Raw genomic sequence first — 13,490 nt, 5'->3', positions numbered from 1 at the left:
TAAAACGTTCCGGAGGAGCCAACATGCTTGACCTCACGCCGCTGCGTTCGCCCACGGTGAACGCGAGCCGAACCGGTGAAACCGTTGAAACGAACGGCTCGCGCGAGACAGCCTTCGACTTCGTCGCTCAGGTGCATGGTCTCGATACCGCCGCACCGGTCAGCGCAGACACCGCGCACGCCATTGACGACGCAATGACCCGTTACGGTGTGCTCGTCATTCGCGGCCAGTCGCTCACGCCACAGCAGCAACTGGATTTCGCCAGCGCGCTGGGGCCGCTCGATATCGGCTTCAAACGCGTGGCCAGGCCGCACAACCGCCTCGGGCACGACACCCTCGCCGACATCTCCAATCTTGACGAAAGCGGTGCGGTTGCCCATCGCGAGCATCGTCGCATTGTGGGTAATCTCGCCAACCAGTTGTGGCACAGCGACAGTTCGTTTCAGAAGCCCTCGGCCCGCTACTCGATGCTCTACGCCGTGGCGGTGCCACCGGAAGGCGGCGAGACGGAGTTCGCCGATATGCGTGCCGCGTTCGAGGCGTTGCCGGCGTCGCAGCAAGCGGCGCTGCGCGGGCTTCACGCCGAACACGACGCCTTGCACTCGCGTTTCTTTCTCGGCGACACCGAGTACGACGCGGCCCAACGGGCAGCCATTCCCCCGACCGTCTGGCCATTGGTACGTCAACACCCGAGCGGCCGGTCGTCCCTGTTTATCGGTGCCCATGCGAGCCGCATTCTCGACATGACACTTGCCGAAGGCCGCATGTTGCTGCTCGATCTGCTCGAACACGCCACGCAACCCGCCTTTGTCTATCGACACACCTGGCAACCCGGCGATCTGGTGATCTGGGACAACCGATGCACATTACATCGCGGCCGGCGCTTCGACCTGACAAAGCGTCGTGAACTGCGTCGCGCCACCACGCTCGACGCCTGACCCGCCCGGTCACATTCAAGGAGACACCCCATGCAACTGACCCACGACGAGCAGGCCATGCTTGACGGCACGCAGGGCCCTGCCGTGCAGAAAGCGATGGATCTGCTGGTGCGTTACGGCGAAGCGCTCGGTGCCGAGCGCCTCGTCGACACCAACAACGTGTGCGGCACACTCGGCGCCACCACACCGTTTCTGCGCGATTTCGGCACCCGCGGCGGCACGCTCGATCTCGACGCCGTCTTTTCCGAATTCAACCTCGACAGCGCCGAGGTCGTGCCCGTGCCTCGCATGAAGGCCTACAGCAGCCATCTCCAGCAAGGCTTCGATCCCGAACATGCCGAGCGGCAAGGCATTTCAGCGGAAGTCGTGAAACTCTATCGCGCAGGCGAAGCGTATGCGGGCCGGCTCGGCGTGCAGCCGCTGCACACGTGTGCGCCGTATCAGGTCGGCAATGTACCGGTGCGCGGCGAGCATTGCGCGTGGATGGAGTCGTCGGCAGTCGTGTACATCAACGCCGTGCTCGGGGCACGCAGCAACGCCGAAGGACGCGAGAGCGCGGGCGCCGCGATGCTCACCGGCAAGATCCCCTACTGGGGGCTGCATCTGACGGAAAACCGTTTCGGCACCGATCTCGTGCAAGTCGACGTGCCGATCGACAACGTCTTCGAATGGGGACTTCTCGGCTATTACGTTGGCGAAGTCGTCTCCGAAGGCATTCCCGTCCTGCAGGGCATTCAGGGGCCAGCCAATCTCCCGCGCCTCAAGCACTTCGGCGCGGCGGCGGCATCGTCAGGCGGTGTCGAGATGTACCACATCGTTGGCACAACGCCGGAAGCGCGAACACTCGACGAAGCGTTCGGCACGCGCAAAGCCCGCCAGACCCTGCGTTACGGCGCGGCCGAACGGCGCCTCGCTTACGAGCGCGTGAACACCACGGCGCGCGACACCGACGTGGACTTCGTGATGCTCGGCTGCCCGCATTACTCCATCGAACAGATCTGGGAGGTCTGCCAATTACTCGAGGGCCAGAAGGTGCATGAAAACACCGAGCTCTGGATCTTTACCCCGCGCGCGACACGTCAGTTGGCGGATCAGGCGGGATACACACGAATCATCGAGTCGGCCGGCGCACATCTCATGAGCGACACGTGTTCCGCACTCGGACGAGTCATGCCCAAGGGCACGCGAGTCGCGGCCGTCGATTCGGCCAAGCAAGCGCATTACCTGCCGGCCATCATGAACATTCAAGCCTGGTGCGGCACCACGGCCGAGTGTATTTCGGCCGCGCTCAGCGGTCGCTGGACGGGAGCATTGGCATGAACACCACGACACACATCGAACGGCGAGACGCCCCGCAAAGCGCCACGGAAACCTTCGTGCTCCATGGCCGGCGCGTGGTCGGCGGGCGCACCGAGGGCGAAGCGCTCGTCACGCGCGAGCGCATTTCCGGCTGGGGCGGCATCGACCCGCGCAGCGGCACGGTCATTGAAACGCGTCACGAACTTCGCGGCGTGAGCTTTGCGGGCAAGGTGCTGGTGTTCCCCGGCGCGAAAGGCTCGTCGGGCTGGTCGAGCCAGTTTCACATTGCACGGCTGGCAGGCACCGCGCCGATCGCCATGTTGTTCAACGAGATGACCACCAAGATGGCGCTCGGCGCCGTGGTCACACACGCGCCCGCGCTGACCGATTTTGACCGCGATCCGCTCACGCTCATCCAATCGGGCGACTGGGTGGTGGTCGATGCCGATCGCGGTGTGGTCGAAGTGACCCGGCGCATTGCGACCGTCTGAGGATTGCCGTGCGATTCGCGACGACTTTCTCCGTCCCCTTTCGAGAATACTCGTCGCTCTTTTTATTCCCCTGTCTTCCCTGACCTGGCTTTCACTGGAGATGCAATTGGACACTAATACTCGCGTGGTGCGCCGCGCGACCCACACGCCCGCGTGGCACGTCGACGCCGACATCTGCATCGTGGGCGCCGGCATTTCCGGCACCTCGGCCGCACTGGAAGCGGCAGCGCTTGGCCGAAAGGTGGTACTCGTCGACAGCCTTCCCGCGCTTGGCGGGCAAGCCGTCAATTCCATCATCGGCACCTTCTGCGGACTGTTCTCCAACGGGCCAAAACGCTTTCAGGTCACGCACGGCATCGCCGACGGTATCCTGCGCGACCTCGGCGCCCAAGGCGCGTTGCACTACAAGGAAGGCCCCCTCACGACCGTGGTGCTGTATGACGAGATCGCGCTCTCGCGCTGGATCGAACAGAAGATTCTCGACGCCGGTATCACCGTCATTCTCGGTGCAGTCATCGGGCATGTGGCCATGGAAGGCCGTCGCGTGCAGCGCGTAACGCTGGCTACGCGATACGGCGACGTTCACGTCGACGCCAAGGGCTTTGTGGACGCCAGCGGCGACGCCGCGCTCGCCTGGAATGCCGGACTGGCGTGCCGCGAACCGATCACGCCGGTACATGGCACGCAGATGGTCGTGCTGGAAGGGCTCGACGAGACGCATGCCCCGACCCCGGCCGAGTTCAAGGAGCGCGTGGCCAGCCGCGCGAACGCCTACGGGCTGGAGCGCAAGGACGGTCTCGTCTTCTATTTCCGCGGCCGCAACATCGGTATCGCGAACATGACACACATCGAAACGCCGCTGGAACCGGTGGCCGCATCGCATACGGCACTGGTGGGGCGCGATCAGGCGGACCGCGCCTTCGAATTTCTCAGGACCGAATACCCCGAGGTGTATCGCAACGCACGCATTCGCAGCTACGGGCTGCCGGGTATCCGGCAAACGCGCTGGATCGTCGGCACCCACACGCTGAGCGCCGAAGAAGTGATTGCCGCGAAGGCGTTCCCCGACGCCGTGGCGCGCACGTCCTGGCCAATCGAACTTCACGACCGTCCGGAAGGGTACGTTTGGCAACCCTTCGGCGACGATCACCTGCACACCGTGCCGCTGGGCAGTCTGCTCGCCGCCGACGCCGATAACGTGATTGCCGCGGGCCGCTGCATCGACGCCGACTCGAGCGCGCTGTCGAGCGTGCGTGTGATGGGGCCGTGTATTGCGATGGGCGCTGCGGCGGCGCACGTACTCGATATGGCCGGTGCGGGCAGCGTTCACGACATCGACCGCGCAGCGTTGCGCGAGCGAATTGCCGACAACGTCGACCGGATCGACCCGCCGCATTTGTCATGAAGCGGCGCGAGGATCGACACAGGACGTAACGACACTTGCCGGGAACGCACGCCAACGAGCGCTGCGCCCGGCTTCCTGAAGCCGGCGCTTACGGGCGATCGGCATATGGAGGAGACATGGCAACGCTGCAAACGATGGATATTTCGCGTCTCATCGACGCGCAAAAACCCGGGCGATTCGCATTTCTGACGATCTTCTGCGCCTGGATTCTCATGCTCACCGATGGGTACGAGCTTACGGCCCTTGCCTATGCGGCCCCCTCGTTGGTGCGAGACTGGCAGATTCCCCGCGCCGCGCTGGGACCCGCCTTCGGCATCAACGTGTTCGGGATCATGGTCGGCTCGATCCTGTTCGGCTTTCTGGGCGATCGATTCGGACGCAAGCGCGCGCTGCTCTGGGGCACGGTCTGGTATGGCGTGCTCACACTCGCGACGGTGAAGGCAACCTCCATCGACCACCTGCTGGTGCTCCGCTTCCTCGCCGGCATTGGTATCGGCGGCGCCGTTCCTAACGCGTTCGTGCTGATTTCGGAGTTTGCGCCCAAGCGCCTGCGCGCCACCTGGGTGACATTGATGTTCACCGGCTACACGCTCGGCGCGAGTCTCGGGGGCGCCGTTGCCGCCGTGCTCGTCGGCCCGTACGGATGGCACGCCATCTTCCTGATCGGCGGCGTAGCGCCGCTCGCGGTCGCGGCGGTGCTCGCTGTTGTCATGCCCGAGTCGCTGCGCTTTCTCGTACTCAAAGGCTGGCGTCCCGCAGAAGTGGTGCGACTCGTACGCAAGATCGATCCGGCGGCCAATGTCGACACCTCCACGCGCTTCTTCGTGGGCGACGAACCCGCACCGGCGCCGTTCCGTTGGGCCATGCTGTTCCACGGACGCTTGCGCACGATCACGCCCGTGCTGTGGCTCGCCTACATCGCCAACTCGATGGCCCTGTTCGCGTTGCAGAACTGGCTGCCCATTCTGGTGGAAGCCGTGGGGGTACCGGCCCGACAAGCTGCGCTGGTCTCGGCCATGTTCTCCATCGGCGGCACGGCAGGCGGCCTCGCGCTGATGCGTTTCATCGATCGCTACGGTGCTCGCATGATCGTGTTTCTGCCGCTCTTCGGATGCCCCCTGGTCGCCCTGCTGGGCAGCGGCATGCCAGCCATGCTGCTAACTGCCGCCGTGTTCCTCGTCGGATTCTGCGTCGCCGGCACGCAGTCGGGTCTGAACGCCGTGGCACCGACCGTCTACCCCAGCGCCATCCGGGGCAAAGGCACGGGTATCGCCATCGGCGTCGCCAAGATCGGCTCGATCTCGGGGCCAATGATCGGCGGTCTGCTTCTCTCGCTCTCGCTACCGGTGTCGACCCTGTTCGTCGCGGCCGCCGCGCCGGTGGCTGTCGTGGTGTTGCTGGCGCTCGTGCTGGGACGCACGACACGCCGCGGCACCGCAGACGACAGCGCAGGGCCGCACCCGACCCCGTCGTCGGCCCCGGTCACCGCAAAGAGCTGACCTGCCTCACCAAAGACGCGCCTCCCCGTCCACTCAGGCACACAAGACACCGCCAACTCATTACAAGACATTCAGGAGACAACATGATCCAACGCCATTCGTGCGCAGGACGGCCCTTCTCGTCCTCTCGTTTGCGAAAACCCCGCTCCGCCCGTGCGTCGATGCGGGCACTGCTAGGCCTTTGCGTCGCCCTGACAGGACTGCCCGCGCTGGCGCAAAGCTCGGTTCAGCTTTACGGCATCATCGATAACGGCATCGGTTACACCAACAACGTAGCGTCGGCCGTCGGGGCCAAAGGTGCGAGCCGAGTGGCTCTGGCGACGGGCTTCGGCAGCGGCGACCGTTTCGGTCTGACGGGCAGCGAAGATCTCGGCGACGGCACCCGGGCCATATTTACGCTGGAAAACGGCTTCAGCGGCATTAACGGAACCCTCGGTCAGGGCGGTCGCATGTTTGGACGGCAAGCGTTCGCCGGCTTGTCGAATCCACGCTGGGGCACACTCACCTTCGGACGTCAGTACGAGTTCGGCTTCGTGTATCTGTCGCCGTTCGAATCGTGGACACAATTCGGCAGCATCTACGGCGCCCACGTGGGAGACGTCGACAATACCTTCTCGACGTTCCGGCTAAATCAGTCTGTGAAGTACGAATACTCGCCGATGGCAGGTCTCACGCTGGGCGCCCTGTACGCGTTCAGTAATCAGAGTGCGAGCGGCGGCAGCAACGGCTTCGCGAACAACCGTGCGCTCGGCCTCGGCATTCAGTATCAACGCGGGCCGATCGGTGCGGCAGCGACCTTTCTGCATCTGAGCAATCCATCGGCATCGGCGGCAACGTCGACCAATCCGGGCGGCGCCATCGGCGACGAATACACACTGTCGACAAGCCTGTTCTACAACTCGGGCTTCGTTTCGCGTCAGGATGTCATTGGTGTCGCCGGCAGTTATAGCTTCGGCGATGCGCGCGTAAGCGCGGTCTTCACCGATACCCGGCTTCGCTATCAGAACGGGCAGGACCTGCGCGTCGACAACTACGAAATCAACACGCGCTACCAGTTCTCGCCGGCGCTTTTCGCGGGTATCGGTTACATCTTCACCGATGCGTCGGGCTACACCGGCACCGGCCCGACGTCGTTCGCATCGGGCACGCGCCCGCGCTGGCATCAGATCGACGCGGGCGCGGCATATTACTTCTCGAAGCGCACCGACCTGCATGCTTCCGTGATCTACCAGCGTGCTGCCGGCGATGCGACGGTCGCCGCCATCAACGCGTTCGGCCCGGCAGGGGCCGGTGTGAAGAATCAAGTGGCCGTACTCGCCGGCCTGCGTCACCGTTTCTGATCGCCGCGTTCCCGGATACCGGCGGCGCCCTCTCGCCGGTATCCGGGTAGCGCCCGATCGTACCTGCCCAAGCGGCAATCGTGCGACGAACCGGTCAAGTGCCGCGTCCCCTCCACAGCGCACGTCGACACCGAAAATCCGCCACCTATCACGGGCGTCATCGTGCCGCCCCCTTGGCCGGTGGATAAATAGGCTAGTATTGCGGCACTGTCGCCTACCGAGCGGCTAATCGACTGGAACGCCGGCCCCCATCCGGGGCGCGCGCGCAATGTGGTATGGAACTCGACGCCATTGATTTGAAGATTCTGCGGGAGCTGCAAGCCGACGCCCGCCTCACCAACGTGGAACTCGCCTCGCGGGTCAACCTTTCGCCCTCGCCCTGTCTGGCGCGCGTGAAGGCGCTCGAAGCGGCCGGTTACATCCGCCAGCGTGTGACACTGCTCGACCCGTCCCGGCTCGGGCTGCATATCAACGTGTTCATTCACGTCACGCTTGAGAACCAGAATCGGGACGGCCTGGATGCTTTCGAAGCCGCCGTCACGGCCCTGCCCAACGTCATGGAGTGTTATCTCATGTCGGGGGACGCCGACTATCTGCTACGCGTCATGGTGAGCGACATGAGCGCCTACGAAACGTTGATCACCGACCGCCTCTCGCGCATTCCCGGCATACGCAACATCCGCTCGAGCTTCGCGCTCAAGCAAGTGATGTACACCACGGCGGTCCCGGTGCCGGATGCCTCCGGCAATGCCTGAGGTCGCTGCGACCGGCGAACCTGCCACACCTGCCATGCCCGGCACACCTGCCACCGCCGGCCTCGCCCGGCCCCCGCACGGCGGGGCAGGTCAGCAGATCGCGCTGCATGTTGCCGCCATGCTGTTTGGCGCCTCGGCACTGTTCGGCGAACACATCGCCGCGAGCAGCACCCTGATCGTCTTCGGCCGTGGCCTCTTCTCATGGCTCGCACTGAGCGTCATCGCCCTCGCCGGGCTCGCGGGCATGCGCAGTGCCACAAGACTCTCGGGGGGCGCGCCCTGGCGGGGCCTCTCGTGCGCTTCTGCGTTGCGGCTCATCGTGGCCGGGGTGCTGCTCGCCGTGCACTGGCTCGCCTTCTTTCTGGCGATCAAGGCTGGCGGCGTGGCCGTCGGCACACTGGGTTTCGCCTGCTTCCCCGCGTTCGTCATCCTGCTCGAATGGCCCCTGCGCCGCGAACGTCCAACGCTTGGCGACACCGGCGTCATCGGGCTCGTATGCATTGGACTCGCGCTCGTGACACCCGCATTCGACTGGCAAGCGGGGGCCACGATCGGCCTTGCGTGGGGCGTGCTTTCCGGCGCCATCTACGCGGTCATCGCGTTGTCCAATCGCGTGCTGGGTGCGCAAGCGTCACCGTTGCAAGCCAGCTGGTGGCAGTGTCTGGGCATCCTGGTCGTGCTCGGCCCATTTGCATGGCGCGAGGCGCTCGCACTGCCGGCCGCCCAATGGGCATGGCTCGCGTGCCTCGGCATTGTTTGCACCGCGCTGGCCTATACCCTCTTTATCCACGCACTGCGTACGGTCAAGGCCAGTCAGGCGGCAGTCGTCATCGCCCTCGAGCCGGTCTACGCGATCGCCTTCGCGTGGGTGCTGTTTGGCACGTCGCCCACGCTCAAGATGGCCGTGGGCGGCGTGTGCATCGTCGGCGCCGTTGCGTGGTCCGGGACGATGCGCTCACGCCGCAGCCCTCACTGACCCCCTCGCGTCTCAAACGAACATGCCGCCCGACGCTTCAATACGCTGAGCGTTGATCCAGCCGGTTTCGTCGCCCAGCAGCGCCGCCACCATGTCGCCAATATCCTCGGCCTCGCCCACGCGCCCCAGTGCCGTATTCGCCGCGACCTTCTGATTGACCCCTTGATCATCACGCACCGTGCCGCCGTTGAAGTCCGTGGCGATGGCACCCGGTGCCACCGTGTTGGCGCGGATGCCGCGCGCGCCCAACTCCTTGGCCAGATAGCGCGAAAACACTTCGATACCGCCCTTCATCATGGCGTAGGCCGACGCCCCCGGCAGCGAGAAGCGCGCAAGACCGCTCGACACATTCAGAATGCGGCCACCGTCTGCGATCAATGGCAACAATGTTTGGGTCAGGAAGTACGGCCCCTTCAGATGGATACGCACCAGATCGTCGAACTGCGCCTCCGTCGTTTCGGCGAATGCGCTGTGCAAGCCCGTACCGGCGTTGTTGACCAGGAAGTCGAACGTGTCCCGTCTCCAGATTTCGCGCAGCACGCGTTGAATCTCGGCGGCAAACGGAGCGAATTGCGACGACTCCGACACGTCGAGCGGCAAGGCCACCGCATTCGCACCCTGCTTGACGATCTCGGCGACCACCGCGTCGGCTTCGGCCCGATGGCTGCGATACGTAAGGATGACGTCGATACCGCGACGGGCGGCAGCCAGTGCCGAGGCACGGCCCAGGCCGCGGCTGCCACCGGTGATGAGAACGATCTTGCGGGTCATGGTGATGCTCCTGAGAACGTGGGGCGATACACGCTGATACACGCTGTCAACGCCCCGTTGAACAAGCTCGACGGCGCCGCCTCGCGCGGGCCGTCTCGTCCCGCGTCTTCCGGCGCTCGCGTGCGCCGTTCGTCATCGGTCGCAGACGGAGCGCTTCGGATGCCGCGGTATGTTCAACAGGCTATTGCAACGAATTTCACCAATAAACCTATCAATTTTGATTACACTGATCAAATTCAAATAACAATCGACCGGCCGGCGGCTGAGCCAGTCCTCTCTTCTCCATGCACCAACTCGACGCCATGCGCATCTTCGTGCGCGTTACGGAGACCGGCAGTTTCACGCAGGCCGCCGACAGTCTCGGCCTGCCGCGCGCCAGCGTTTCCAATGCCATCAAACAGCTCGAAACCAAGTTGGGCACGCGGTTGCTGCATCGGACCACACGACGCGTACAACTTACGCAGGACGGTCTGGCATGCCTTGAGCGATGCAAGGATCTGCTCGCCGACATGGAGGAGTGGGAGACGATGTTCGTGGCGCGCGACGAAGCGCTCTCGGGGCGCCTGCGCGTCGATCTGCCCGCCACGCTTGCGCGCACGACCGTCATTCCGCAATTGCCTGCGTTTCTGGCTCAGCATCCGGCGCTGCGTGTGGAACTGTCGAGCACGGACCGACGCGTGGACCTCGTGCGCGAAGGGTTCGACTGCGTGTTGCGCGTGGGCGCCCTCGTCGATTCGACGCTGATCGCACGCCCGCTCGGTCACATGCGTCAGATCAACGTGGCGAGCCCGGCCTATCTAAAGCAATACGGCGTGCCGCGCACGCTCGACGATCTGCGCAGCCATCGATTGATTCACTACACGACGACATTGGGTACGCGTCCGGCCGGTTGGGAATACTTCGATGGCGAGCGCTACACGCAATGGCCAATGGACGGTGTGCTGACGGTGAACAACGCAGACGCCTATCAGGCGGCGTGCGTCGCCGGCCTTGGGCTGATTCAGGCGCCCGAAGGCGGCATGCATGCCCATCTGGCCGATGGCTCGCTACAGGAAGTGCTGCCTGAGTATCAGGCGGAGCCGCTGGCCGTCACGCTCCTGTACGCGAACCGGCGTCACCTGCCTCGGCGTGCACAAGCGTTCATGAACTGGCTCGCCGACTTGCTGACACCGCGTCTGACGCAGCGTTGAGAATGCCTGGGCTGCATGTTCCTGCCCAGGCGCCACACGCCCTACAGGCCGCGCTCGACCATCGCCACGAGCCGCTGGCCCAGCGCGTCGACCTGATCGGCAGGCAGATCACGCAGTGGACCGTCGATCACCAGCACCGCCAAGCCATGCACCGCGGCCCACGCCAGATACTCCGCGCCGGGCCGCTGTGCCGCACTGATGATGCCGGCGCTTACCATGCCGTCAAGCGCCGCGCCCAGTAGCTGGAACGGGTTGAGTCCGCTCGCGCCCGCTTTCTCCGGCGTTGCTTCCGAGCGCACGTTCTCCGACGGCGCAAACGCCGTACGAAACAGACCCGGCTGCGCACGGGCGAAGTGCAGATAACCCATGCCGACAGCGCGCAAACCGGCGCGGGCACGTGCGGCGGCGTCGAGCGACGCCATCCCGGGCGCGGCCATCTCGCGCTCGATAGCGAGCGCCAATTCGGCCAGCGCCGCCGAGCGCACCGCGTCGAGCAAATCCTGACGATTCGCAAAGTGGCGGTACGCCGCATTGGGCACGACCCCCGCGCGGCGCGTGGCCTCACGCAGGATCACGGCATCGGGCCCCCCGTCGCGCGCGAGCGCAACCCCCGCTTCCAGCAACGCCCGGCGCAGATCGCCATGCCGGTAAGTCGTGCGCACCGGCCCGGTCGTTGTGTCTTGTTCTGTCATTGCAACTCCTTGTGGACAGTGTCCATTATGTCTGCTATTGTTTGTGTACACTGTCCACAAAGACAAGTTGCGGTGCGACATATCTGCGCAACAAGCGAGGAGGCACTATGGTGGAGACGTATCCGGCACATGGCGATGAAGCTGCCATTCGTGCAATCAATGCGGCATGGCTCGACGCCGTGCGCAACAAGAAGGTCGGCACATTGCTCGAGCATTACGACCCCGATGTCGTGGTGTTCGACGTGATGCCGCCCACCGAGCATCGCGGTCACGAAGCGTATCGCCGTCTGCTCGAGGGTTGGTTCGGCCACACGGTTGGGCCAATCCATTTCGAAGTCACGCAATGGCGTCTCTTGCACGCCGGCGATCTGGCGTTCAGCCATAGCGTGAATGTCGTGCGCAACACCGGTCCTGACGGACAGACGCACGGCGCCACCGTGCGCGCGACGGTGGGCTATCGCAAGACACAAGGTCGTTGGCGCGTGGTGCATGAGCACGCCTCGGTACCCATGACCTTAGCGCCGTAACACTTCCCGTCCGGGGCGTCGTGATACCCCTTTTTGAGACATTGAGAGGAGCACCCCATGCAAGTTCATTCCTATTTGTTTTTTGAAGGTCGTTGCGAAGAAGCCATTACGTTTTACGAAAAGACACTGGGGGCGAAACGCCGCGCGCTCATGCGCTACAGCGAAAACCCCGGAAGCTGTCCGGAAGGCATGCTCCCGCCGGGCAGCGAGAACAAGATCATGCACGGCGAGTTCACCCTCGGCGACTCGATGGTGATGGTCTCGGACGGCATGGTGAGCGGCAAGCCCAAATTCGACGGCTTCTCGCTGTCGGTCGACTTCGCGGACGTAGGCGCGGCCGAGAAGGCTTTCAACGCCCTCGCAGACGGCGGCCAGATCAACATGCCGCTGGGCGAAACCTTCTTCGCGAAGACGTTCGGCATGGTCAAGGATCGCTTCGGCGTGAACTGGATGGTGATCGTGCCAAAGGAAATGCCGAAGGGCTAAGGCATCGGAACGTATCGGAAGGTACGGGCATGCGCCGGGCACCGCCCCGGCCATTCGCCTGAGCGCGGGCCACCCGGGGCGCACGACAGCCCTGCGGCCCGCCATTCTTTTGCCTGCGCGCCGCACTCGCGCCGGGCCCGACGTGTACCCAACAAGTTCCGCACGCCTGTGCTATCGTCGCCGCCATGCCATCCGTGATCTCAATCCAGAATCTGTCGAAGACGTACGCGACCGGCTTCCAGGCGCTCAAGAACATCAACCTGGAAATCCAGCGCGGCGAGATCTTCGCCCTGCTCGGCCCGAACGGCGCCGGCAAAACGACCCTCATCAGCACCATTTGCGGTATCGTGCGCCCGACCTCGGGCACGGTCACCGTCGACGGTCACGACATCGTCACGGATTACCGTGCCGCGCGTGAAGCCATCGGCCTCGTGCCGCAGGAACTGACCACCGATTCGTTCGAATCGGTGTGGGCGACCGTCTCGTTCTCGCGCGGCCTGTTCGGCAAGCCGGCGAATCCGGCGTACATCGAAAAGGTGCTGCGTTCGCTCTCCCTCTGGGAGAAAAAGGACAGCCGCATCATGCAGCTCTCGGGCGGCATGAAGCGACGCGTGCTGATCGCCAAGGCGCTCTCGCACGAGCCGCGCGTGCTGTTCCTCGACGAGCCGACCGCCGGGGTCGACGTGGAACTGCGCCGCGACATGTGGCGTCTCGTACAGTCGCTGCGCGAGACCGGCGTGACCGTGATCCTCACCACGCACTACATCGAAGAGGCCGAGGAAATGGCCGATCGCGTGGGCATCATCACGGGCGGTCAGATCACGCTTGTGCAGGAGAAGAACGAACTCATGCGGCACATGGGCAGCAAGCACCTCACGATGCAACTCGCCGAGCCGCTTTCGGCCGTGCCCGAGTCGCTCGCCGGCTACGGTCTTGTCCTCGGCAACCACGGCACCGAACTCGCGTTCACCTACGACGCCAATATCGAGCAGACCTCCATTGCCACCCTGCTGCGCGACATGGAGCGTGCCGGTATCTCGGTGAAGGATCTGCACACGACGCAAAGCTCGCTCGAAGACATCTTCGTCTCGCTCGTGCATAAGAAAGAAGGATGAGCCGCG

The 13,490-nt window shown here is 64.4% G+C and carries 14 protein-coding genes; 12 read left to right on the top strand and 2 right to left on the bottom strand.

What is annotated here, in order from left to right; all coding sequences use genetic code 11:
* Positions 1–23 precede the first annotated feature (23 nt).
* From AT395_RS07935 to AT395_RS07900, 8 genes are all read left to right on the top strand, one after another.
* On the top strand, positions 24–938 hold the full coding sequence (locus AT395_RS07935; protein WP_082164623.1) for a TauD/TfdA dioxygenase family protein: 915 nt from the start codon (positions 24–26) through the stop codon (positions 936–938).
* A 30-nt stretch (positions 939–968) separates the two neighbouring features.
* The gene (locus tag AT395_RS07930; RefSeq protein WP_042112245.1) at positions 969–2,258 is read left to right on the top strand and encodes an aconitase X; all 1,290 of its coding nucleotides are present in this window, start codon (positions 969–971) and stop codon (positions 2,256–2,258) included.
* Positions 2,255–2,728: an aconitase X swivel domain-containing protein gene (locus AT395_RS07925; RefSeq protein ID WP_042112246.1), complete on the top strand. Its 474-nt coding sequence runs from the start codon at positions 2,255–2,257 to the stop codon at positions 2,726–2,728. The genes AT395_RS07930 and AT395_RS07925 overlap by 4 nt, the downstream gene beginning before the upstream one ends.
* A 100-nt stretch (positions 2,729–2,828) precedes the next feature.
* Complete coding sequence (locus AT395_RS07920; protein WP_042112247.1) at positions 2,829–4,133, top strand: FAD-dependent oxidoreductase; 1,305 nt, start codon at positions 2,829–2,831, stop codon at positions 4,131–4,133.
* A 116-nt stretch (positions 4,134–4,249) separates the two neighbouring features.
* Positions 4,250–5,632, top strand: a complete 1,383-nt coding sequence (locus tag AT395_RS07915) for an MFS transporter (protein ID WP_048627619.1) — start codon at positions 4,250–4,252, stop codon at positions 5,630–5,632.
* 161 nt (positions 5,633–5,793) lie between these two features.
* The gene (locus AT395_RS07910) at positions 5,794–6,972 is read left to right on the top strand and encodes a porin (RefSeq protein WP_048627620.1); all 1,179 of its coding nucleotides are present in this window, start codon (positions 5,794–5,796) and stop codon (positions 6,970–6,972) included.
* Positions 6,973–7,247: 275 nt separating this feature from the next.
* The gene (locus tag AT395_RS07905; protein ID WP_042112250.1) at positions 7,248–7,727 is read left to right on the top strand and encodes an Lrp/AsnC family transcriptional regulator; all 480 of its coding nucleotides are present in this window, start codon (positions 7,248–7,250) and stop codon (positions 7,725–7,727) included.
* Positions 7,720–8,703, top strand: a complete 984-nt coding sequence (locus tag AT395_RS07900; RefSeq protein ID WP_224787470.1) for a DMT family transporter — start codon at positions 7,720–7,722, stop codon at positions 8,701–8,703. The genes AT395_RS07905 and AT395_RS07900 overlap by 8 nt, the downstream gene beginning before the upstream one ends.
* A gap of 12 nt (positions 8,704–8,715) precedes the next feature.
* On the opposite strand, the gene AT395_RS07895 is transcribed toward AT395_RS07900, so the two are convergent.
* Positions 8,716–9,474 carry an SDR family NAD(P)-dependent oxidoreductase gene (locus AT395_RS07895; protein WP_048627621.1) on the bottom strand — a complete coding sequence of 253 codons (759 nt, stop codon included), beginning with the start codon at positions 9,472–9,474 and terminating at the stop codon, positions 8,716–8,718.
* 284 nt (positions 9,475–9,758) lie between these two features.
* Between AT395_RS07895 and AT395_RS07890 the strand changes: the two genes are divergently transcribed.
* The gene (locus AT395_RS07890; protein ID WP_048627622.1) at positions 9,759–10,664 is read left to right on the top strand and encodes a LysR family transcriptional regulator; all 906 of its coding nucleotides are present in this window, start codon (positions 9,759–9,761) and stop codon (positions 10,662–10,664) included.
* A gap of 41 nt (positions 10,665–10,705) precedes the next feature.
* Here the strand turns inward: AT395_RS07890 and AT395_RS07885 are convergent, their stop codons facing one another.
* The gene (locus tag AT395_RS07885; protein ID WP_048627623.1) at positions 10,706–11,356 is read right to left on the bottom strand and encodes a TetR/AcrR family transcriptional regulator; all 651 of its coding nucleotides are present in this window, start codon (positions 11,354–11,356) and stop codon (positions 10,706–10,708) included.
* Between the two features lie 107 nt (positions 11,357–11,463).
* On the opposite strand from AT395_RS07885, the gene AT395_RS07880 reads away from it, so the two are divergent.
* The 3 genes from AT395_RS07880 (at position 11,464) to AT395_RS07870 (ending at position 13,484) form a co-directional block, all read left to right on the top strand.
* Complete coding sequence (locus AT395_RS07880; RefSeq protein WP_042112254.1) at positions 11,464–11,883, top strand: YybH family protein; 420 nt, start codon at positions 11,464–11,466, stop codon at positions 11,881–11,883.
* A 57-nt stretch (positions 11,884–11,940) separates the two neighbouring features.
* A complete protein-coding gene (locus tag AT395_RS07875) occupies positions 11,941–12,369 on the top strand; it encodes a VOC family protein (protein WP_042112255.1) in 429 nt (142 codons plus the stop codon).
* Between the two features lie 185 nt (positions 12,370–12,554).
* Positions 12,555–13,484: an ABC transporter ATP-binding protein gene (locus AT395_RS07870; RefSeq protein ID WP_042112256.1), complete on the top strand. Its 930-nt coding sequence runs from the start codon at positions 12,555–12,557 to the stop codon at positions 13,482–13,484.
* Positions 13,485–13,490: the final 6 nt, after the last annotated feature.

The organism is Pandoraea apista (genome assembly GCF_001465595.2).
Lineage (GTDB): Bacteria > Pseudomonadota > Gammaproteobacteria > Burkholderiales > Burkholderiaceae > Pandoraea > Pandoraea apista.
The sequence above is the reverse complement of the archived record's forward strand: the minus strand, read 5'-3'. Positions and strand labels throughout refer to the sequence as shown.